This is a genomic window from Microbacterium sp. H83, from assembly GCF_001650405.1.
Classification (GTDB): Bacteria; Actinomycetota; Actinomycetes; order Actinomycetales; family Microbacteriaceae; genus Microbacterium.
Genome location: NZ_LWCU01000054.1, coordinates 38,714 through 58,281, shown reverse-complemented (window position 1 = coordinate 58,281; position 19,568 = coordinate 38,714). Strand labels below are relative to the sequence as shown.

Below are 19,568 nucleotides of genomic sequence, written 5' to 3'. Positions count from 1 at the left end.
CCGCAGGGTCGAGACACCCGCGACGGGTAGACTCGACCCCCGTGGCTCTCACTATCGGCATCGTCGGCCTGCCCAACGTCGGCAAGTCCACCCTCTTCAACGCTCTGACCAAGAACGACGTGCTCGCGGCGAACTACCCGTTCGCGACGATCGAGCCGAACGTCGGCGTGGTCAACCTGCCCGATCCTCGACTGGAGAGGCTCGCGGAGATCTTCGGCAGCGAGCGCATACTGCCCGCGGCCGTGTCGTTCGTCGATATCGCGGGCATCGTGCGCGGCGCGAGCGAGGGCGAGGGCCTCGGCAACAAGTTCCTCGCGAACATCCGTGAGGCCGATGCGATCGCGCAGGTCGTCCGCGGTTTCGCCGACGATGACGTCGTGCACGTCGACGGCGCGGTGAACCCGGCATCCGACATGGAGACCATCAACGCCGAGCTGATGCTCGCCGACCTCGAGACCGTCGATCGAGCGATCACCCGGTACGAGAAGGAAGTGCGCGGGAAGAAGATCGACCCGGTCGTGCTCGAGACGGCGAAGGCCGCGAAGGATGCTCTCGAGCGCGGCGTGCTGCTGTCGGTCGCGGGCATCGACCTCGCGCCCATCCGCGAACTCGGTCTGCTCACCTCGAAGCCCGTCATCTTCGTCTTCAACGTCGACGAGACCGTGCTCACGGACGACGCCCGCAAGGCCGAGCTCGCCGCGCTGGTCGCGCCGGCGCAGGCGATCTTCCTCGACGCGAAGATCGAATCCGAGCTCATCGACCTCGACCCCGAGGATGCCGCCGAGCTCCTCGCGTCCACCGGACAGGACGAGTCCGGCCTCGACCAGCTCGCTCGCATCGGCTTCGACACCCTCGGCCTGCAGACCTACCTGACCGCAGGGCCCAAGGAGGCCCGCGCCTGGACGATCCCCAAGGGATCGAAGGCACCGCAGGCCGCCGGAGTCATCCACACCGACTTCGAGAAGGGCTTCATCAAGGCGGAGATCGTGTCGTTCGACGACCTCGTCGAGACCGGATCCGTCGTCGAGGCGCGCGCCAAGGGCAAGGCGCGGCTCGAGGGCAAGGACTACGTCATGCAGGACGGCGACGTCGTGGAGTTCCGCTTCAACAACTGACGCGCAGCCGTGCGTCGTCGACGCCGTGGCACAGGCGGCGCACTCACTCCCTAGGATGGCCGGATGACCACCTCCTCCTCGACTCACGGTGCCGCGGTGACGCCCGCTCGCCCTCGGGTGCCCACCGCGGCTGTCTGGATGCTCGTGTCCGCGCCGTTCCTGCTCGCGGTCGGCGCCTTCATCACGGTCGCCATGCAGCCGTTCGTGACCGTCGTGTCCGCGGAAGGGGACGCAGTGCTCATGGCATGGGTCGGTGTGATCCTGCTGTGCCTCGGTGTCGTGTTCCTCACCGCCGGGAGTGTCCTCGTCGGCGTCCGTTCGATGCTGCGTCAGCAGACGGATGGTGCGGAGCGCTCGGCCTGATCCTCACCGCGGACGGCTCCGGCCGGCAACCGGCCGGAGCCGATGCGGACCCACAGGATACGCTGGAGAGCGACCCCTGACGATCGACCGAGGAGCCGCACGCCCATGACCGACACGCAGATCTTCGAGCCGGACGGCCGCGCGATCCCCTTCGCCGACGAGGGCGACGGCCCCGTCAAGCTGGTGCTCATCCAGGAGCAGGGACTCGCCGCCGACGTGCTGGGCGTGGCGGCGCACTACCTCGCCGAGGAGGCCGGCTTCCACGTGCTGCGCATCGGACATCGGGACGGCGACGCGACGCTCGACGAGCGCGTGGAGGACGCCATCGCGGTGATCGACCACGTCGGCATCGAGGACACCTGGATCGGCGGTCACGGCTTCGGCGGCACCATCGCCCGCGCGCTGGTCGCCGCGCACCCTGACCGCGCCAACGGCCTGCTGCTCCTCGGAGTCGAAGACGTCGACATCGAGGTCGCGCCGGCGATCCCCGTCCTGATCGTCCAGGGCACGGAGGACATCGACACCCCGGCGTCCACGGCGGAGGCGCTCCGGTCGTCGATCCCGGATCGCGCCAGCATCAAGACCATCGCCGGCGACCACCTCTTCCCGATGCATCACCCGATCGAGACCGGCGTGATCATCGAGGAGTACCTGGACTGGGACTGACCCGACCGGGGAGCGGCCGCGACGGCGCTCGGAACAGGCGTCGCGCCTGAGAGGATTGTCTGATGACCGCCACCCTCGTCGCTCAGCACCTGGCCGGAGGCCACGGTCACCGCATCCTCTTCGCCGACGTCGATGTGACCGTCGCACCGGGCGATGTCATCGGCGTCGTCGGTGCGAACGGGGCGGGGAAGTCGACGCTGCTGCGGATCCTCGCCGGAGTCGACGCGCCCGCGGCCGGTACGGTGGCCCTCGCTCCCTCCGACGCCTTCATCGGCTGGCTCCCGCAGGAGCACGAGCGCGTCGAGGGGGAGACGGTCGCGCAGTACATCGGCCGTCGGACCGGGTGCGCCGAGGCGACGAGGGAGATGGATGCCGCGGCAGCAGCCCTCGGGGACCCGTCGCTCGCGCCGGGCGGCACGGACCCCGCTGACACGTACTCCCGGGCGCTCGACCGCTGGCTCGCGAGCGGCGCGGCGGATCTCGAAGAGCGCATCCCCGCCGTGCTCGCCGACCTCGGTCTGCAGACGGACGGCGGCGTCTCGGCGGACTCGCTCATGACCGGGCTCTCCGGCGGGCAGGCGGCGCGTGTCGGCGTGGCAGCCCTTCTGCTCTCGCGCTTCGACATCGTGCTGCTCGACGAGCCGACCAATGATCTCGACCTGGACGGCCTCGATCGGCTGGAGTCGTTCGTGCGCGGGCTCCGCGGGGGCGTGGTGCTCGTCAGCCACGACCGGGAGTTCCTCGCCAGGACGGTCACGCGCGTGCTGGAGCTCGACCTCGCCCAGAACACCCACAGGCTGTACGGCGGCGGATACGACGCGTTCCTCGAGGAGCGGGCGGTCGTGAAGAGACACCTGCGCGAGAAGTACGACGAGTTCGCCGACAAGAAGGCCGACCTCGTCGCCCGGGCGCGCACCCAGCGCGAATGGTCGAGCCAGGGCGTGCGCAACGCCATGAAGAAGTCTCCGGACAACGACAAGATCAAGCGCAAGGCGTCGATGGAGTCGAGTGAGAAGCAGGCGCAGAAGGTGCGGCAGATGGAGAGCCGCATCGCGCGCCTCGAGGAGGTCGAGGAGCCGCGCAAGGAGTGGCGGCTCGAGTTCACGATCGGCTCGGCGCCTCGATCGAGCTCGGTCGTCGCGACGCTGAGCTCCGCGGTCGTGCGGCAGGGGGCGTTCACCCTCGGCCCCCTGTCGCTGCAGGTCGACGCCGGCGATCGCATCGGGATAACGGGGCCGAACGGTGCCGGCAAGTCGACGCTGCTGCGGGCGCTGCTCGGTCGACAGCAGGTCGAGGAGGGGACGGCGAGTCTCGGCAGCAGCGTGCAGATCGGCGAGATCGATCAGGCGCGGTCGCTGCTCACCGGCGACGCGGCGCTGGCGGACGCGTTCGAGGTGCTCGTGCCCGAGATGTCATCGGCGGAGGTGCGGACCCTGCTCGCGAAGTTCGGGCTGAGAGCGGACCACGTCACCCGGCCCGTCGGCGGCCTGTCGCCGGGGGAGCGCACGCGCGCGGCCCTGGCGCTGCTGCAGGCGCGAGGGGTCAACCTCCTCGTGCTCGACGAGCCGACCAACCACCTCGACCTCCCGGCGATCGAGCAGCTGGAACAGGCTCTCGCGTCCTACGACGGCACTCTGCTGCTGGTGACCCACGACCGTCGGATGCTCGACGCCGTGTCGATGAACCGCCGCTGGGAGGTCGTCGACGGGCGCGTCGCCGAGCGGTGACTCAGCGGCCCTGACGCTTCTTGTAGGGCTTCGGCTGCCCCTTGACGATGGGCGCGCGGCCCTTGCCCTTGGATGCCTTCGCCTTGCCGCCGGCGGGAGGCGCGGTCTTCGGCGCCGGAGGGGGAGCGGCGGCGACCGTGGCCCGCGCCTCGACGAGGAACAGCTCGCCGACGCTCGTGAGCCGCGGGGTGCCCTCGCGCTTGATGAGGATGTGCCCCACCTCGTCCTCGAGCTTGTCGAGCGACGTGTAGAGCGACGCCAGCGGGATCTCGAGCTGCTCGGCGGCGCGCGGGAAGTGCAGCGTGTCGGCGAGCACGATGAACCGGCGCAGCAGGGCGACCTTCATGAGCGGAGGTTCCTCTCTCGGCGCACGGCGATCATGCGTCCACCACCAGCCTACGCACGACGGCTGGACGCGCGGATGCCGCGGCTCCGACGAGCCGCGGCATCCGGTGGATCGTGAGTCAGACGGCCTGCGGGAGCACCGCGAACGACACGGCTCCCTCGTCGTCCACGCCGGCGTCGAGGATCTTGTCGTCGAGTGCGGCTGCCGCGGTCTCATCGAGGAACAGGCGCGTGCCCGACACCTCGACGACCTGGTCGGCGGGATCGGGGTCGGGCGTGACCAGCACGGCCAGGCGCGCGCCGCCGTCGGGGCCCGGAGCCGGAGTCGAATGGATGCGAAGGCCCGCGTCGGACGCGTCGGTCTGACGACTGACGAGAGTGTTCACGATGGCGGTTGCGTTATCGGTGAGGGTGAGCACGAGACTCTCCTTCCGGTTGCGGACACGAGGCGGTCGCGACGTGTCCGGGCCACGATTCCGCATCCGCGCTCGGGGTTTCAACCCGACGCGCCTATTCGGAGGGGTCTCCCACCTGACGCAGAGGCTTTCTCAGGAAGACCTGCTCCGTGCCGTCTCCCTCGGGGATCCTCTGGCTCTCGCGATAGCCGCAGGCCTCGTACAGTCGGATGTTCGCCTCGCTGAGGCTGCCGGTGAAGAGCTCGGCGACGTCAGCCGACGACTGCTTCTCCGCGGCGTCGAGCAGTGTGCGACCCAATCCCTCGCCCTGCATGTCGGGCGCGATCGCGATGCGTCCGATCAGGAGCACCCCGTCATCCTCCACGTAGCGGATCGCGCCGACCAGTCGTCCGGCGATCCGTGCGGTGAGGCCGCTGCCATTCCGCAGCTCGGCCTCCACCTCCGTCAGAGTCTGCGTCAGCGGCGGCATGTCGGCGCTGCCGTAGATCTGGGCCTCCGATACGAAAGCCGCCCGCTGCAGTGTCATCACCTCGCCGGCATCCGTCTCGCCGATCGGTGCGATGACGACCTCCGGCCCGTGCTCGTCCTGTGTCATCCGTGTTCCTCCCGGACGCCACCTTCGAGCCTCGGACTCAGCAGTGTCAACCCCCTCGATCCGTCGGCACGGCGTCGATACCGTCGCGGTCAGGAGGCACACCACATGGCTGAGAACAAGAAGACGACCGCTGAGAAGAAGACCAGCTCGGGGACCCCGACCAAGCGCGGCGCGAAGACCACACGGCGTCAGAACGCGGAGAAGGGCTTCACGGCCTCTCCGACGCTCGCCGCCAATCTGCAGGCGGTGCTCGTCGATCTCGTCGAGCTGTCGTTGCAGGGCAAGCAGGCCCACTGGAACGTCGTCGGACGGAACTTCCGCGACACCCACCGCCAGCTCGATGAGATCATCGACGCGGCTCGCACCTTCAGCGACACGGTCGCCGAGCGGATGCGCGCGCTGCACGCCGTCCCCGACGGACGCACCGACACGATCGCGGAGACCACGACGCTCCCGGCCTTCCCGTCCGGCGAGGTCTCGACCACCGACACGATCGATCTCATCACCGCGCGTCTGGATGCCGTCGTCGGCACGATGCGCAGCGTGCACGACGAGGTCGACGACGAGGACCCGACGTCCGCGGACATCCTGCACGCGGTGATCGAGAGCCTCGAGCAGTTCGCCTGGATGGTCAGCGCGGAGAACCGGAATCCCGCCGGCAGCTGATCCTTCCTCGCGCGGTGGCGGTCAGGTATCGCGGCGGCTGAGCGCTCGGCGGATCATCCGCGGGAGCAGGAGCCACAGCAGCCCGACCGCCACCACGGAGGCGATGAGAGCGATCACGCCGGCCGTGCGGCCGACGGTGAAGTCGATGATGAGGGTGGTCACCCCGATGGTGAGGGCGGCGATCACCACGAGATCGATCTTCACGATCCGAGTGGCGACCTTCACGAGCTCGGGCTTGCGACGTCGGCCGAACAGCGCCCGGTGCATCCCGACCGGCGCGAGAGCGAGAATGGTCGCAAGGGCCGCGAGGGCCACCAGAACCACGTACACATCCCGTTGGAACACGTCCATGTCCTCGAAACGAGGCTGGAAGGCCACGGCGAGGAGGAATCCCGTGAGGATCTGCGTTCCCGTCTGCATGACCCGCAGCTCCTGGAGGAGCTCGTCCCAGTTGCGGTCCGCGCGCTCGTTGGGCGTCTCGTCACGGCCGTCCTCGCGATCGTCGTGCGCGACCGGCAGGGGCGGAGGTTCTTCCGGAGTCATGACGCAAGTCTCCCGGGAGCGGTTCCTCGCTGTCCAGCCGGTTGCGCGTGAGCACATCGGCACGAAGCGCCGATCCGCGGTCCCCCATGGGGGAGGGAGGCGATGACTCTGCCGCCGATCCGCGAGTGGTGGCCGGAGCTGTCCGTCGCGGCGCGCGTGGACGTGCTCGAGCATGCTCCGCATGTGGGTGACCTGGCCCGAGAGGAGATCCGCTCGCTCACGGGCGCCGTCGTCGGGATGCAGGAGACGCTGTCGCAGACCGACCTCGACTACGCTCGCGCCGATGCCGAGGCGCAGGTGGACGAGGAGTCCGCGGAGGGCTGACCGCTCGACTCAGGTGGCCGAGGAGCCGTCGGTCTCCTCGCGCAGGCGCGGGACCGTTCGCCGTTCCGGGCGGAGACCCGCCTTGTCCGCATAGAACGCCCGGATCCGGTCCATATCGGCGCCGACGTCACCGCTGAGGTCGAGCGTCGGCCCGAGGCCGGTCGTCATGGTGGTGCGATCGACGAACCCCAGGGTCACGGGCATTCCCGTCTCCCTGGCGATGCGGTAGAAGCCGGACTTCCAGTGGGTGTTGCCGCCGCGCGTGCCGTCGGGTGTGATCACGAGTCCGAAGACGCGCCCCTCGTGCACGTGAGCGACCACGTCGCCCACGACCCGTGCCGGGTCGGAGCGGTCCACCGAGATGCCTCCGAGGCGGCGCATGACGGGGCCTCGCCAGCCTCGGAACAGGCTGCTCTTGCCGAGCCAGTGCACCTCGATCCCGAGCCGCCAGGCGATCGCGAGCATCAGGACGAAGTCCCAGTTCGAGGTGTGCGGAGCGCCGATCAGGATCGTGGGTCGGGTGGGGACGCCATCAGCCGTCAGCCGCCAGCGACTGAAGAGCCAGAACAGACGGGCCAGGAGTCTCTTGAGCACACGTCCACGGTAGGGGAGAGCGCCTATCGGTCCGCTGGCCGTTGTGCCTCCGCCCCGGTTCCGGTAATGCCGATCAGCGCGGTGCTGAGCGATCGATCGAGGCCGGGCAGAGTGTCGACGGGCACGGCGAGGGCGAGAAGCGCTCGGCTGAAGTGGTTGCGGGCGGCGGCGGCCAGAGCGATGTCGACGATCTGACGGTCGCTGAACCCGGCGTCCCTGAGCTCCTGCGCGTCCTCGTCCGTCATCAGGGCCGGTGTCGTCGACAGGCGCGTCGAGAAGCGGATCACCGCCTGCTCCGCCTCGCTGAACCCGGAGTCGTCGCCCTCGGCGAAGGCGCGCAGACCCGCCTCCGTCAGCACTCCCGCGCGCAGCGACTTCCTGCCGTGAGCCAGCAGGCAATGCGGCGACCCGATCGCGCGCGCCGCTCCGAGCGTCGCGGCCTCGTACACGCGCACCCCGAGGGAGGGGATGATCGCCCGGATCAGCGCCTCGAAGGCGGCGTGCGCCTCGGGGTTGACCGCCATCGCGCGCGTGTGGCCGAACACGAAGCCGTCCTCGGCGACATCCTCGGCGAACATCTCCGCGACGTGCCCGTCTGCGGTGGAGAGATCAGGGGTGCTGATGATCATGGCTGCTCCTTCGCATGCCCGCCGGTGCGGCCGCGCTCGGCGTGCGCCGCCGCGCATCAGGCGACCCTACGCCGCGGTCAGGGCGTGCGGAAGCCCCCGCCGACGCCACTGCCCGTCATCAGGCGTACCATCGAAGGATGTCCACGACACAGGTCCCCTCGGAGCACGTCGCACCCTCGGTGCTCGAGCCGCTCCCGGGTGCATCGAACCTGCTCGACGACAGCGCGGCCGGCTACTGCAGCGGCGGCGTGTGCCACATCCCGGCGCCCAAGACGCCGTAGTCGTCGGCACCGGGCCGCAGAGCGGCTCGCCCCGTGCCCCATCGCCCGTCGGCGGCCGCCGGTCAGTGACCGGCGGGCATGCCTCCCGCCACGTCGTCGGCCGGTTTGCTGACGAAGGCGCTCAGCGCGACGGCCGCGAGCGAGATGATCGCCGCGATCAAGAACGCCATCCGCGCGCCCGGCGCTCCGGCGACGGCCGTCGACAGCCCTTCGTCCTCACCCGCGTGCAGGATGGCGGAGTAGGTGACCGTCAGCACCGCGACGCCGGCCGCGCCGCCGACCTGCTGCAGCGTGTTCAGCACGGCCGAGCCGTGGGAGTAGAGCGAGCGCTGCAGCGAGCCGAGCGACGCCGAGAACAGCGGCGTGAAGGACATCGCGAGCCCGACGGACATGGCCGCCTGGACGATGATGAGGACCCACCAGACCGTGTGCTCGCCGACCGTCGAGTAGAAGAAGAGCGAGGCCGACACGAGGACGGTGCCGGGGATCAGCAGCGGGCGCGTGCCCCGAGCGTCGTACACGCGGCCCATGACCGGACCGAGCAGACCCATCAGCACCGAGCCGGGGAGCAGGATCAGACCCGACTCGAGCGCGTTGAGACCGGCGACGTTCTGCAGGTACTGCGGCAGCAGGGTGAGGGTTCCGAACATCGACAGCGCCAGGATCGTCATGATGATGACGGAGAGCGTGAAGTTCGTGGAGCGGAACACGCGGAGGTCGAGGAGCGCGTCGTCGACGCGCTGCAGCACGAGCTGGCGCCACACGAAAAGCGCCAGCGACGCGGCGCCGACGACCAGAGAGACGATGCCCGCCGTCTCGCCCGAGCCGCCGTGGCCGCCGAACTGGCTGAGTCCGAAGACGATGCCGCCGAACCCGAGGGCGGCGAGCGGGATCGAGAGCACGTCGAGGGGGACCCTGCGGGTCTCGCCCAGGTTCGTCATCCACTTCGCGCCCATGAGGAGCGAGACGATCGCGATGGGCAGGACGATCGCGAAGAGCGCTCGCCAGTTGAGCGTCTCGAGCACTGCGCCGGCCAGCGTGGGGCCGATCGCGGGGGCGAGGGAGATGACGAGACCGACGCGACCCATCATGCGCCCGCGGGACTGCGGCGGCACGACGTTCATGATCGTCGTCATCAGCAGCGGCATCATGATGCCGGTGCCGGCGGCCTGGATGACGCGTCCGACTAGGAGCACGGCGAAGCCGGGCGCCACGAGGGCGACGAGCGTCCCCAGGGAGAAGGAGATCATCGCCGCGATGAACACCTGGCGCGTCGTGAACCGCTGCAGGATGAAGCCGGTGGTCGGGATCACCACCGCCATCGTGAGCATGAAGGCGCTCGTCAGCCACTGACCGAGCTCCGGCGGGATGCCGAGGTCCTCGTTCAGGTGCGGGATCGCGATGCCCATCGTGGTCTCGTTGAGGATCGCGACGAAGGCGGCGACGAGGAGGAGCCAGATCACCCGCATGTCGCTGCGCGAGATCTCTCCGTTCGCGGCGGGCGGCGGCGTGGTGATCGATCCGGTGTCGACGGCGGACATGCGGCCTCCTGGGCACTGAGGGAAGGGAGAGGTGCGCACGTGCGCGGGAACCATTCAGCGTAACGGCGGGGTCGGACATTTCATTCCGGATCCCCAGGAATCCGCTCTCAGCGGACGCTCAGGCTCGTCGGATCCGGGCCGTCGTGTCGGCGGGGCTGACTACGCTGGCGGGATGAGCATGGGTGGCATGGGCGGCCGCGGCGGCTTCCGCGGGATGGACGAGGACGCACAGCGCCGCATGAACGCGGAGGCGCCCCGCATCAGCGGACTCGGCGGACGTGTGATCGCCCTGTTCAGCCAGTACCGCTGGCGCATCCTCTGGACCGGTGTCCTCGTCATCGTGGGCGCCGCCATCGCCGTCGTCCCACCGCTCCTGGTGCAGCGGATCTTCGACGACGCGCTGTTCCCGGTCGACGGGGGCGGGCCGCAGATCACGCTGCTGATCCAGCTCGTCGTGGCGATGGTGGGTCTGTTCCTCTTCTCGGCCGCGCTCGGAGTCGCGCAGACCTGGCTCACCTCGACCGTCGGGAACAGCGTGACCGGCGACCTGCGCGTGCGGCTCTTCGAGCACCTGCAGGCGATGGAGCTCGGGTTCTTCACCCGCACCAAGACCGGCGTGATCCAGTCGCGTCTCCAGAACGACGTCGGCGGCGTGTCCGGGGTGCTCACGAACACGGTCACCAGCATCCTCGGCAACGTCGTCACGGTGATCGCGTCGCTCGTGGCCATGATCCTCATCGACTGGCGGCTCACTCTCATCGCGGTCGTGCTCATGCCGTTCCTGATCGTCGTGCAGCGCCGTGTGGGGCAGGTGCGCGCCCGGATCGCGGGAGAGACGCAGGAGTCCCTGTCCGAGCTCACGTCGATCACGCAGGAGACCCTGAGCGTCTCGGGGATGCTGCTGTCGAAGGCGTTCAACCGACAGCGCACCGAGTCCGAGCGCTATCAGGCGGAGAACCGCAACCAGGTGAAGCTGCAGGTCCGCAGGGCGATGAGCGGACAGGGGTTCTTCGCCGTCGTGCAGGTCCTGATGGCCAGCGTCCCCGCCGTCATCTATCTCGTCTCGGGATATCTCATCGCCGGCGGAACCGGCGCGATCACGGCGGGCACCGTGGTGGCCTTCACGACGGTGCAGGCGCGACTGCTGCAGCCGCTCATGGGGCTCATGCGCGTCTCGCTCGACCTGCAGACATCGTCCGCGCTCTTCGCGCGGATCTTCGAGTACCTCGACCTGGTGCCCGAGATCCGCGACTCCGCGACGGCGATCACCGTCGCGGAGGCCCCGGGACCGCGCGGCAGGATCGAGTTCCGCGACGTCGTCTTCCGCTATCCCGATGCCGCGCCGGACGCCCGTCCGACGCTGCAGGGCGTGTCGTTCGTCGCCGAGCCCGGACGGCACGTCGCGTTCGTCGGGCCCTCGGGCGCCGGCAAGACGACCGTGCTCTATCTCGCACCGCGTCTGTACGAGGCGCACGGGGGAGCGGTGCTGTTCGCGGGGGCGGACGTGCGCACGCTCACGCAGGAGTCGATCATCGATCAGGTGGGCATCGTGTCGCAGGAGACCTACCTGTTCCACGCCACGATCCGCGACAACCTCCTCTACGCCAAGCCCGAGGCGACCGAGGCCGAGATGTTCGCGGCGTGCACCGCCGCGAACATCCACCACATCATCGCGGGGTTCGAGGACGGCTACGACACGATCGTCGGCGAGCGGGGCTACCGTCTCTCGGGAGGGGAGAAGCAGCGCATCGCCATCGCGCGCGTGCTGCTCAAGGACCCGCCCGTGCTGCTGCTCGACGAGGCGACCTCGGCCCTCGACACGGTGTCGGAGCGCGTCGTGCAGGAGGCGCTGGACGAGGCGGCGAAGGGGCGCACGACGCTCACGATCGCGCACCGGCTGTCGACGGTGATGGGGGCCGACGTCATCCACGTCCTCGAGGCCGGGCAGATCGTGGAATCGGGCACGCACGCCGAGCTGCTCGCGCTCGACGGTCTGTATGCCGAGCTCGCCGCTCAGCAGGTCGCCGCATCGCGCGTGCTGGACACGGAGGCGGTCATCGAAGAGGCCGTCACCGGAGGTGTCGGCGCGGCGCTCGCGGATCGCCGTGCCGATCGCGCGCCGCGGGACTCCGCCGGCGAGGACGCCGTGGCCGCGCTGACCGCGGCTGTCCCTCTGCTCGGCGAGCAGCGTGCGGACGACCGGGTGTACCCCGCCGGCAGCTGAGACGACAGGACGCCGCCTCGGCATCCGTACTCCTCAGTGCACCGACAGACCGCCGTCGACGAAGAGCGACTGCCCGGTCACGTACGCCGAGCCCGGCGCGGCGAGGAACACCGCGGCGGCCGCGAAGTCGGCCGGAAGCCCGTTGCGCCCCATCATGGTGCGCGCGGCGAGGGCGGCGATCCGACCGGGGTCCTCCTGGAGCCTCGCGTTCAGCGGGGTCAGCACGAAACCAGGCACGAGGGCATTGCTCGTGATGCCTGTGCCGCCCCAGGCCTCGGCCTCGGATCGCATGAGCGATTCGACGGCGCCCTTGGAGGCGCCGTAGATCCCGCTGCCCACGAATGCCCGGTGCGCCTGCTGCGAGCTGATGTGGATCAGCCGTCCGTACCCGCGCTCCGCCATGCCCGTCGCGTAGCGCTGGCCGAGCAGGAAGGGCGCGAGGGCATTGACGGTCATCGTCGCGTCCCAGTCCTCCTCCGTGATCTCGGCGAAGGGAGGGCGGATGTTGATCCCCGCGGAGTTCACCAGGATGTCCGGCTCGCCGAACGGCTCGGTCGCCGCCTCGCCGACGGCCCGGATCCCCGAGCGGGTGCCGAGGTCTCCCGCCACCCCCGCTGCCGTGCAGCCGAGGTCCTGGAGCTCCGCGACCGTGTCGGCGATGCGCTCGGCTCCTCGGGCGACGATGACGGTCGCGGCGCCCGCGCGCGCCAGGGCGGTCGCGATGCCGCGGCCGATCCCCGAGCTCCCGCCCGTGACGACCGCCGTGCGGCCGCTGAGCGAGAAGAGATCGTCGAGGTAGCCGGTCATGGGTCTCCTGTCGGTGACGTCACCAGCCCAGTGCGGCGGTGAGGGAGGGGTCGGGCCGCGCATCGGCGTACTCGGGGAGCGCACGCAGCTCGTCCACGAAGAGCGACACCTCGGCCGCGTAGTCGGGGTCGGGGTGCGTCAGCCCGATCTCGACGAGCGGGGGGACGTCCATCGTGATGATGAGTTCGAGACGGGCGGTCACGGCCGCGTGCGCCCCGGCTTCGCGCAGCACGCGGATGCCGCCGCGCAACGCGGCGAGGTACTCGCGAAGCACGGGCAGGCGACCGCGGCCCTGGGTGATCGACGTGCCGTCCGCACGGAGCCGCCACTCCACGACCGTGTCGGGGATGACGTCGAAGGCCCGTGCCCGGGTGTACATCGTCTGCGCGACGATCTGGTCCTCGTAGGCGACGCCCTCGGGGAAGCGGAGATCCGCCCAGAGCTCGGTGCGGCTGACCTTCGACCAGGCGACGATGTTGGCGCTCGCGCGCGGGTGATCGAGGATGGTGGTCGCTCGCCGTTCGGGCGAGGTGGCGGCGGCGACCCAGGGCTGCACGCGTCCGGCGACGTACCGGGTGCCGTCGAAGCGCGAGCGCACGTACGCTCCCGCGACGAAATCGCTGCCCGTCTCGCGGAGAGTGCGGGTCAGGCGCTCGAGCGCGGTCGGGGTGAGCTCGTCGTCTCCGTCCAGGAAGCCCACGAGCGGGGTGTCCACGAGGTCGAGCGCCGCATTGCGGGCGGCGCCGAGGCCCCGGGACGCCTCGTGATCCACCACTCGGAATCGCGTGTCCGCGGCGGCGGCGTCGGCGAAGATCGCGCCGGTGTCGTCGGTGGACCCGTCGTCCACGAGGATGGCCGCCCATCGCCCCTCGGTCTGTGCGCGCAGCGAGTCGAGGGCCGCGGGGGCGAAGGCGCCGATGTCCCGGCCGGGGACGATCATGGTCACGATCGGGGCGGGAGCGGTCACCAGGCGAGTCTAGAGGCGGCGGCCCGCGCGGGTGCGGAGCTCACGCCCGGGATGGTCACGGGCCCGCGACCGCGCGCACAGACGCGGCGACGAGTGCGGCCAGCGTCGCCGCAGCACTGTCGGGCAGCGGCACGCGTCCGAACGAGAAGCGCACCGAGGTCTGGGCCACGACCGGCGCCACGCCGCAGGCGAGCAGCACGTGCGAGGGCTCGTCGCTGCCGGCGGCGCAGGCCGAGCCGCTGGACGAGATCACTCCGCGCCGCTCGAGCTCGAGCAGCACGGCCTCGCCGCTCACCCCGGCGAACGTGAAGCTCACTGTGCCGGGGAGGCGTGACAAGGGATCTCCGGTGAGAGCAGCTTCGGGCACGCTGTCGAGGACGGCCGCGATGAAACGGGACGAGAGGGCGGCGACCGCGGCGCCGTTCGCGTCCCGCTCGGCCTCGGCGAGCTCGAGCGCCGTGGCCAGGGCGACGGCCCCCGCGACGTTCTCGGTGCCGGACCGCCGACCGCGCTCCTGGCCGCCGCCGTGCAGCAGCGGCTCGAGGGGGACGCGACCGCGCACGGCGAGCGCGCCGATCCCCTTGGGCGTGCCGAGCTTGTGACCGGCGATCGCGATCGCATCCGCTCCCAGGCCGGTCAGCGCCAGCCAGCCCGCCGACTGCACCGCGTCGACGTGGAGCAGCGCCCCCGCGTCGTGGGTCGCCGCCGCCAGCGACGGGATGTCCTGGATCGTGCCGATCTCGTTGTTGGCGTGACCGAGTGCGACGAGGGCCGTGTCCTCGCGGAGCGCGGCCTGCAGCGCGGCGGGCGTGATCCGCCCGGCGCCGTCGACCTCGACAGCGGTCACCGTCACGCCGTGGAACCGTTCGAGGTACCCGGCCGACCCGAGTATCGACTCGTGTTCGATAGGCGACACCACGAGGTGGCGGCGTCCCTCGTGCAGCCGCGCGAGGACGATCCCCTTGACGGCGAGGTTGTTGGCCTCGGTCCCGCCGCCCGTGAACACGACATCGCCGGTGCGCATCCCCAGGACGGCGGCGACCCGGGCGCGCGCGTCCTCGAGTGCGCTCGCCGCGGTCTCCCCGACTCCGTGGTGGCTCGAGGGGTTGCCGAAGACGTCAGCGATGTACGGTCGCATCGCCTCCCACACCTCGGCCCGCACCGGACCGGTCGCCGCATGATCGAGGTACAGCACCCGTCAGCCGATCCGGACGTCCAGGCCGAGGTCGAGCGCAGGCGCGGAATGGGTGAGCGCGCCGACCGAGATCACGTCGACCCCTGTCGCGGCGATCCCGCCCACGGTCTCGAGGGTCACGCCTCCCGACGCCTCCACCTGCGCTCGGCCGGCGACCATCGCGACACCCGCGCGGAGGTCGTCGAGCGTGAAGTTGTCGAGGAGCACCGTGTGCGCTCCGCCGTCGAGCACCGCGGGGATCTGGTCGAGACGATCCACCTCCACGACGACATGCGTCGTGTGCGGCAGCCGGGCCAGGGCATCGCGGAGCGCGGAGGCGAGATCGGACCCCGAGCCCTGCAGCACGGCGAGGTGATTGTCCTTCGCCATGACCGCATCGGAGAGGGAGAAGCGATGGTTGTGGCCGCCTCCGGATCGCACCGCATGCCTCTCGAACGCCCGGAGGCCCGGCGTCGTCTTCCGGGTGTCGACGATGCGGGCCCTCGACCCCCGGGTCGCGCGGACGTACGCCGCGGTCAGGGTCGCGATCCCGCTCATGCGCTGCGTGAAGTTCAGCGCCACCCGCTCGGCGGTCAGGACGCCTCGCGCCGCGCCTGCGACCGAGGCGAGGACGTCGCCGGGGCCGAACTCGTCGCCGTCGCCGACGTGGAGGTCCACGACGATGGCGGGATCGGTGAGCCGGAAGGCGGTGGAGAACACGTCTCCGCCGCTGAAGACGCCGGACTCCCGGGCGACGAGGTCGGCGGTCGCACGCACGTCCTCGGGCAGCAGCGCGGTGCTGGTGAGGTCGCCCCAGGGCGCGTCCTCCTCGAGAGCCGCTCCGACGACGCGGGTGATGTGGGCGGGGGTGAGCATCAGGCGGTCTCCAGGACGGGGGCGGCGACGGTGTCGCGCTGGTGTGATCCGACGGAGTCGGTGCGGGCGAGTGCGGCGGATGCGGTCGCTCGGGCGAGCAGCAGCAGGTTGGCGTCCTCATGCTCGGCGACGGACCGCGGCGGACGGGATGCGGCGCTCCAGGCGCGGAGGGTCTCGACGGCATGCCGGAGCCCGGCGTCTGATCGCAGCAGGCCGACGTGCTCCCACATCAGCCGCTGCACGTCGCCGCGATCGAAGGGCACGGACGCGCGAGGCTCCGGAACCGACATGCCGACGGGACCGGCGCTGACGCCGCTCGGCGTGGACGCGCGGAGGAGAGTCGCGTCGGGCCCGGACGGCCAGGGAGCGCCGAGCGCCGCAGCCGCACGGACGCCGAACACCGCGCCCTCGAGCAGTGAGTTCGAGGCGAGCCGGTTCGCGCCGTGCGTGCCGGTGCAGGCGACCTCGCCCACCGCGAAGAGACCGGGCACCGAGGTGCGCCCGTCGAGATCGGTCGCCACGCCGCCCATCAGGTAGTGCGCGGCGGGGGTCACCGGGATCGGATCCGCCGACCAGTCGAAGCCGCGCTCGCGCGTCATCCGATCGATCGTCGGAAAGCGCCGCGCGAGCGCCTCGGCGCCGATCGCGGTCGCATCCAGCCGGACGGGGGAGGACTGCGCCGCCGCCTGCCGGGCGATCGCGCGGGCCACGACGTCTCGCGGCGCGAGCTCGCCGTCGGGATGAGTGTCGAACGCGAATCGACGGCCGTCGGCATCGATCAGGACCGCCCCTTCTCCTCGTACGGCCTCCGAGACGAGGAAGCCCGATCCGTCGTCGAGGACGGTGGGATGGAACTGCACGAACTCGAGATCCGCCGCCGCCGCTCCGGCGCGGAGGGCGGCCGCGATGCCGTCGCCCGTCGCGCCGCGCGGATTCGTCGTCCGCGCGTACAGCTGCCCCGCGCCACCGGTGGCCAGCACGACGGCGTCGGCGGCGATGTCCGTGACCGCGCGGTCGACGAGAAGACGGATGCCGCGCACGGCGTGGTCATCCACCACCAGGTCGACGAGGAACGCGCCCTCGACCACCACGATGTCGGCGGCGCGCACCGCCGCGGTGAGGCTCCGGGCGATGGCCGCGCCGGTCGCATCGCCGCCGGCGTGCGCGATGCGCGCACGCGAATGCGCGGCTTCGCGGCCTCGCAGGAGCGCGCCGTCCGGAGTGCGGTCGAAAGCGACGCCCCGCGCGACGAGCTCCGCGATCCGGGCTGACGCGTCGCCCACGAGCACCGCGACCGCGGTCGGGTCCGAGAGCCCGCCGCCGGCGGCGAGCGTGTCCGCCGCATGGAGATCCGCGGAGTCGTCGGCGCCGTACGCCCCCGCGACGCCGCCCTGGGCGAGCCGCGTGCAGCCGTCGCCGAGCGCACCCTTCGTGACGAGCGTGACGGCGTGGCCGGCCGCCCTCGCGTGCAGCGCGGCGGTCAGACCCGCGATCCCGGAGCCCACCACCACCACGTTCATCGCGCGCTCGCCGCCAGGGGAGGCCTCGCCGCCAGCATCCGCTCGAGCGCGATCCGAGCGGGATCCGCGACATCGGCCGACACCGTGATCCGATTCGGAGTGCGTCCGGCGACCAGCTCCTCCAGGACCCACGCGAGGTATCCGGGATGGATGCGGTACATGGTCGAGCAGGGGCACACCACGGGGTCGAGGCAGAAGATGCGGTGTTGCGGGAACTGAGCGGCGAGCCGCCGTACCAGGTTGATCTCGGTGCCGATCGCGAAGGTCGTGGGCTCGGTCGCTGCGGCGATCGCACGGCGGATGTAGTCGGTGGAGCCGGCCTCGTCCGCGGCGTCCACCACCTCCATAGGGCACTCCGGGTGCACGATGACCCGGACGCCGGGGTGCTCGGCACGCGCCTGATCGATCTGGGCGACGGAGAAACGGCGATGCACCGAGCAGAAGCCGTGCCAGAGGATCACTCGGGAATCCAGGAGCTCGGATGCCGTCGAGCCGCCGAGCGGTCGGCGCGGGTTCCACATCGGCATCTGCGAGAGCGGCACGCCCATCGCCTTGGCGGTGTTGCGTCCCAGGTGCTGGTCGGGGAAGAACAGCACGCGCCGTCCGCGCTCGAACGCCCACTCGAGGACCGTCATCGCGTTCGACGATGTGCAGACGATCCCGCCGTGCCGTCCGACGAACCCCTTGATGGCGGCGGAGGAGTTCATGTAGGTGACCGGCACGACGGGCACCCGACCGGACTCGTCCGGGGTGTCGAGGTCCCCGAGGACATCCGCGAGCTGCTCCCAGCAGTCCTCGACCTGGTCGATGTCGGCCATGTCCGCCATCGAGCAGCCGGCGGCGAGATTCGGGAGGATGACGGCCTGGTCCGGCCCGGAGAGCAGATCGGCCGTCTCCGCCATGAAGTGCACGCCGCAGAAGACGATCGCCTCGGCATCCGGGCGCCCCTTCGCCGCGGTGGCGAGCTGGAAGGAGTCGCCCACGTAGTCGGCGTGCCGCACGACCTCCTCGCGCTGGTAGAAGTGTCCGAGGATCACGGCCCGATCGCCCAGCGTCCGCTTGGCCGCGCGGATGCGCTCGTCCAGCTCCTCCTCGCTCGCCTCGCGGTACGCCAAGGGAAGCTCGCCCTGTCGGGGTGCGCCGGTCGGGATCACGTCTCCCATCGACGATCCGGGCCCGTATCCCGGTCGGATGTCGAAGTCCCACGGGCCGGCGGCGAGGTCCGTCGTGCAGGTCGCGTCGGTCGACGCACCGGAGACGATGGATCGGATGGCGTGGTCGACGGAGGCGTCGATCGACGTCGGCACGGTCGGTGTCGGTACGACGGTGATGCTCATCGGGTGCTCGTTTCTTCGGATCCCAGCGGGCCGTGATCGGCCAGCTCCACAGCGGTGTCGAGACGGTACAGGCGGGCGGGGCGGTGGCTCCCGGTGCGGAATCCCTCTGTCGCGACGAGCGTGCCGGTCGCCTCCACCTGGCGACGGAAGTTCGCGGGATCCAGATGGCGGTCGAGGATCGCCTCGTACGCCTCCCGGAGATCGGACAGGGTGAACTCCGCGGGCAGGAAACCGTGCGCGACGCGGCTGTAGCCGACCTTGTTGCGCAGGCGCCAGAGGGCGTAGTCGACGATCTTCGTGTGATCGAAGGCGAGAGGCGGAAGGTCGGCCACGTCGAACCAGCGCACGTTCTCAGGGGCGTGTCCGGATGCTCGATGCGCCGCGCTCTGGGCGTCGACGTCGTCCTGCCTCAGAAGCGCCCAGTAGACGATCGAGACGACGCGGGTGGGGGAGCGGTCCACGGCTCCGAAGGCGTAGAGCTGCTCGAGGTAGCTCGGCGAGAGGCCGGTCGTCTCGCCCAGGGTCCGGGCAGCGGCGTCCACCGGGGACTCCGTCGCGGTCAGCCATCCGCCGGGCAGCGCCCACTGACCGGCGAAGGGCTCGCGAGTGCGGAGGACGAGCGGGAGCGACAGCACGGCGGCGCCCTCGTCGCCACGCCGGAGCGTGAGGATGACGGTGGAGACGGCCACGTCGATGCTGGTTTGAGTCATATGAACCTTAACCTCCGCACACGATCTTAGTGTCATTGTGACCATTAGTGCACGTGGATGACGTCGACGACTCTGAGTCCGAAACGTTATATGCCGATGTTCTGAACTCTTGTCGCCCTGGTGGCTATTTGTTAGGTTACTGTCCTAA

22 protein-coding genes are annotated in these 19,568 nt (G+C 70.6%); 8 read left to right on the top strand and 14 right to left on the bottom strand.

Annotated elements, in window-relative coordinates:
• Window positions 1-41 precede the first annotated feature (41 nt).
• The 4 genes from ychF (at window position 42) to A4X16_RS15845 (ending at window position 3,871) form a co-directional block, all read left to right on the top strand.
• Window positions 42-1,115, top strand: coding sequence for a redox-regulated ATPase YchF (gene ychF, locus A4X16_RS15860; protein WP_067122475.1), 1,074 nt, complete (start codon window positions 42-44; stop codon window positions 1,113-1,115).
• A gap of 63 nt (window positions 1,116-1,178) precedes the next feature.
• Window positions 1,179-1,478 (top strand): hypothetical protein, encoded by a 300-nt coding sequence (locus tag A4X16_RS15855; RefSeq protein WP_067122472.1) that lies wholly within the window; start codon window positions 1,179-1,181, stop codon window positions 1,476-1,478.
• Between the two features lie 105 nt (window positions 1,479-1,583).
• The gene (locus A4X16_RS15850; protein ID WP_067122469.1) at window positions 1,584-2,144 is read left to right on the top strand and encodes an alpha/beta fold hydrolase; all 561 of its coding nucleotides are present in this window, start codon (window positions 1,584-1,586) and stop codon (window positions 2,142-2,144) included.
• A gap of 62 nt (window positions 2,145-2,206) precedes the next feature.
• Entirely contained in the window at window positions 2,207-3,871 is a 1,665-nt protein-coding gene (locus tag A4X16_RS15845; RefSeq protein WP_067122466.1) for an ABC-F family ATP-binding cassette domain-containing protein, read from the top strand.
• A 1-nt stretch (window position 3,872) separates the two neighbouring features.
• Here A4X16_RS15845 and A4X16_RS15840 read toward each other — a convergent pair whose 3' ends face one another.
• From A4X16_RS15840 to A4X16_RS15830, 3 genes are all read right to left on the bottom strand, one after another.
• A complete protein-coding gene (locus A4X16_RS15840) occupies window positions 3,873-4,217 on the bottom strand; it encodes a LysR family transcriptional regulator (protein ID WP_067122463.1) in 345 nt (114 codons plus the stop codon).
• A gap of 118 nt (window positions 4,218-4,335) precedes the next feature.
• Window positions 4,336-4,635 (bottom strand): Fe-S cluster assembly protein HesB, encoded by a 300-nt coding sequence (locus A4X16_RS15835; RefSeq protein WP_067122460.1) that lies wholly within the window; start codon window positions 4,633-4,635, stop codon window positions 4,336-4,338.
• Between the two features lie 91 nt (window positions 4,636-4,726).
• Complete coding sequence (locus A4X16_RS15830) at window positions 4,727-5,227, bottom strand: GNAT family N-acetyltransferase (RefSeq protein WP_067122457.1); 501 nt, start codon at window positions 5,225-5,227, stop codon at window positions 4,727-4,729.
• 105 nt (window positions 5,228-5,332) lie between these two features.
• On the opposite strand from A4X16_RS15830, the gene A4X16_RS15825 reads away from it, so the two are divergent.
• On the top strand, window positions 5,333-5,893 hold the full coding sequence (locus tag A4X16_RS15825) for a Dps family protein (RefSeq protein ID WP_067122454.1): 561 nt from the start codon (window positions 5,333-5,335) through the stop codon (window positions 5,891-5,893).
• 21 nt (window positions 5,894-5,914) lie between these two features.
• Here the strand turns inward: A4X16_RS15825 and A4X16_RS15820 are convergent, their stop codons facing one another.
• On the bottom strand, window positions 5,915-6,436 hold the full coding sequence (locus A4X16_RS15820) for a DUF6328 family protein (RefSeq protein ID WP_067122451.1): 522 nt from the start codon (window positions 6,434-6,436) through the stop codon (window positions 5,915-5,917).
• Between the two features lie 102 nt (window positions 6,437-6,538).
• Between A4X16_RS15820 and A4X16_RS15815 the strand changes: the two genes are divergently transcribed.
• Window positions 6,539-6,760 carry a hypothetical protein gene (locus tag A4X16_RS15815; protein WP_067122448.1) on the top strand — a complete coding sequence of 74 codons (222 nt, stop codon included), beginning with the start codon at window positions 6,539-6,541 and terminating at the stop codon, window positions 6,758-6,760.
• Between the two features lie 9 nt (window positions 6,761-6,769).
• On the opposite strand, the gene A4X16_RS15810 is transcribed toward A4X16_RS15815, so the two are convergent.
• Window positions 6,770-7,354: a 1-acyl-sn-glycerol-3-phosphate acyltransferase gene (locus tag A4X16_RS15810; protein ID WP_067122445.1), complete on the bottom strand. Its 585-nt coding sequence runs from the start codon at window positions 7,352-7,354 to the stop codon at window positions 6,770-6,772.
• Window positions 7,355-7,377: 23 nt separating this feature from the next.
• The gene (locus A4X16_RS15805; RefSeq protein WP_067122442.1) at window positions 7,378-7,983 is read right to left on the bottom strand and encodes a carboxymuconolactone decarboxylase family protein; all 606 of its coding nucleotides are present in this window, start codon (window positions 7,981-7,983) and stop codon (window positions 7,378-7,380) included.
• Between the two features lie 137 nt (window positions 7,984-8,120).
• Between A4X16_RS15805 and A4X16_RS18170 the strand changes: the two genes are divergently transcribed.
• Window positions 8,121-8,264, top strand: coding sequence for a hypothetical protein (locus A4X16_RS18170; RefSeq protein ID WP_197491859.1), 144 nt, complete (start codon window positions 8,121-8,123; stop codon window positions 8,262-8,264).
• 62 nt (window positions 8,265-8,326) lie between these two features.
• Here A4X16_RS18170 and A4X16_RS15800 read toward each other — a convergent pair whose 3' ends face one another.
• The gene (locus A4X16_RS15800; RefSeq protein ID WP_067122439.1) at window positions 8,327-9,805 is read right to left on the bottom strand and encodes an MDR family MFS transporter; all 1,479 of its coding nucleotides are present in this window, start codon (window positions 9,803-9,805) and stop codon (window positions 8,327-8,329) included.
• Window positions 9,806-9,983: 178 nt separating this feature from the next.
• On the opposite strand from A4X16_RS15800, the gene A4X16_RS15795 reads away from it, so the two are divergent.
• A complete protein-coding gene (locus A4X16_RS15795; RefSeq protein ID WP_067122436.1) occupies window positions 9,984-12,029 on the top strand; it encodes an ABC transporter ATP-binding protein in 2,046 nt (681 codons plus the stop codon).
• Between the two features lie 33 nt (window positions 12,030-12,062).
• Here A4X16_RS15795 and A4X16_RS15790 read toward each other — a convergent pair whose 3' ends face one another.
• The 7 genes from A4X16_RS15790 to A4X16_RS15760 are packed head-to-tail and all read right to left on the bottom strand — an operon-like array spanning window position 12,063 to window position 19,420.
• Window positions 12,063-12,836: an SDR family NAD(P)-dependent oxidoreductase gene (locus A4X16_RS15790; protein ID WP_067122434.1), complete on the bottom strand. Its 774-nt coding sequence runs from the start codon at window positions 12,834-12,836 to the stop codon at window positions 12,063-12,065.
• A 19-nt stretch (window positions 12,837-12,855) separates the two neighbouring features.
• Window positions 12,856-13,803 (bottom strand): glycosyltransferase family 2 protein, encoded by a 948-nt coding sequence (locus tag A4X16_RS15785; protein ID WP_442922919.1) that lies wholly within the window; start codon window positions 13,801-13,803, stop codon window positions 12,856-12,858.
• Window positions 13,804-13,858: 55 nt separating this feature from the next.
• Window positions 13,859-14,998 (bottom strand): cysteine desulfurase family protein, encoded by a 1,140-nt coding sequence (locus tag A4X16_RS15780; protein WP_067122431.1) that lies wholly within the window; start codon window positions 14,996-14,998, stop codon window positions 13,859-13,861.
• Between the two features lie 3 nt (window positions 14,999-15,001).
• The gene (gene nadC / locus A4X16_RS15775; RefSeq protein WP_067122428.1) at window positions 15,002-15,853 is read right to left on the bottom strand and encodes a carboxylating nicotinate-nucleotide diphosphorylase; all 852 of its coding nucleotides are present in this window, start codon (window positions 15,851-15,853) and stop codon (window positions 15,002-15,004) included.
• On the bottom strand, window positions 15,853-17,373 hold the full coding sequence (gene nadB / locus A4X16_RS15770; protein WP_067122425.1) for an L-aspartate oxidase: 1,521 nt from the start codon (window positions 17,371-17,373) through the stop codon (window positions 15,853-15,855). The genes nadC and nadB overlap by 1 nt, the downstream gene beginning before the upstream one ends.
• On the bottom strand, window positions 17,370-18,710 hold the full coding sequence (gene nadA / locus A4X16_RS15765; RefSeq protein ID WP_067122422.1) for a quinolinate synthase NadA: 1,341 nt from the start codon (window positions 18,708-18,710) through the stop codon (window positions 17,370-17,372). The genes nadB and nadA overlap by 4 nt, the downstream gene beginning before the upstream one ends.
• Complete coding sequence (locus A4X16_RS15760) at window positions 18,707-19,420, bottom strand: NUDIX hydrolase (RefSeq protein WP_067122419.1); 714 nt, start codon at window positions 19,418-19,420, stop codon at window positions 18,707-18,709. The genes nadA and A4X16_RS15760 overlap by 4 nt, the downstream gene beginning before the upstream one ends.
• Between the last annotated feature and the right edge of the window lie 148 nt (window positions 19,421-19,568).

What these genes read in the sequence shown, in the direction of transcription:
- A4X16_RS15845 (WP_067122466.1), top strand. Translation starts at nt 2,207, where the DNA reads ATGACCGCCACCCTCGTCGCTCAGCACCTGGCCGGAGGCCACGGTCAC.
- A4X16_RS15825 (WP_067122454.1), top strand. Translation starts at nt 5,333, where the DNA reads ATGGCTGAGAACAAGAAGACGACCGCTGAGAAGAAGACCAGCTCGGGG.
- A4X16_RS18170 (WP_197491859.1), top strand. Translation starts at nt 8,121, where the DNA reads ATGTCCACGACACAGGTCCCCTCGGAGCACGTCGCACCCTCGGTGCTC.
- A4X16_RS15805 (WP_067122442.1), bottom strand. Translation starts at nt 7,983, where the DNA reads ATGATCATCAGCACCCCTGATCTCTCCACCGCAGACGGGCACGTCGCG.
- nadC (WP_067122428.1), bottom strand. Translation starts at nt 15,853, where the DNA reads ATGCTCACCCCCGCCCACATCACCCGCGTCGTCGGAGCGGCTCTCGAG.
- A4X16_RS15855 (WP_067122472.1), top strand. Translation starts at nt 1,179, where the DNA reads ATGACCACCTCCTCCTCGACTCACGGTGCCGCGGTGACGCCCGCTCGC.
- A4X16_RS15800 (WP_067122439.1), bottom strand. Translation starts at nt 9,805, where the DNA reads ATGTCCGCCGTCGACACCGGATCGATCACCACGCCGCCGCCCGCCGCG.
- A4X16_RS15760 (WP_067122419.1), bottom strand. Translation starts at nt 19,420, where the DNA reads ATGACTCAAACCAGCATCGACGTGGCCGTCTCCACCGTCATCCTCACG.
- A4X16_RS15830 (WP_067122457.1), bottom strand. Translation starts at nt 5,227, where the DNA reads ATGACACAGGACGAGCACGGGCCGGAGGTCGTCATCGCACCGATCGGC.
- A4X16_RS15850 (WP_067122469.1), top strand. Translation starts at nt 1,584, where the DNA reads ATGACCGACACGCAGATCTTCGAGCCGGACGGCCGCGCGATCCCCTTC.
- A4X16_RS15815 (WP_067122448.1), top strand. Translation starts at nt 6,539, where the DNA reads ATGACTCTGCCGCCGATCCGCGAGTGGTGGCCGGAGCTGTCCGTCGCG.
- nadA (WP_067122422.1), bottom strand. Translation starts at nt 18,710, where the DNA reads ATGAGCATCACCGTCGTACCGACACCGACCGTGCCGACGTCGATCGAC.
- A4X16_RS15840 (WP_067122463.1), bottom strand. Translation starts at nt 4,217, where the DNA reads ATGAAGGTCGCCCTGCTGCGCCGGTTCATCGTGCTCGCCGACACGCTG.
- A4X16_RS15790 (WP_067122434.1), bottom strand. Translation starts at nt 12,836, where the DNA reads ATGACCGGCTACCTCGACGATCTCTTCTCGCTCAGCGGCCGCACGGCG.
- A4X16_RS15820 (WP_067122451.1), bottom strand. Translation starts at nt 6,436, where the DNA reads ATGACTCCGGAAGAACCTCCGCCCCTGCCGGTCGCGCACGACGATCGC.
- nadB (WP_067122425.1), bottom strand. Translation starts at nt 17,373, where the DNA reads ATGAACGTGGTGGTGGTGGGCTCCGGGATCGCGGGTCTGACCGCCGCG.
- A4X16_RS15795 (WP_067122436.1), top strand. Translation starts at nt 9,984, where the DNA reads ATGGGTGGCATGGGCGGCCGCGGCGGCTTCCGCGGGATGGACGAGGAC.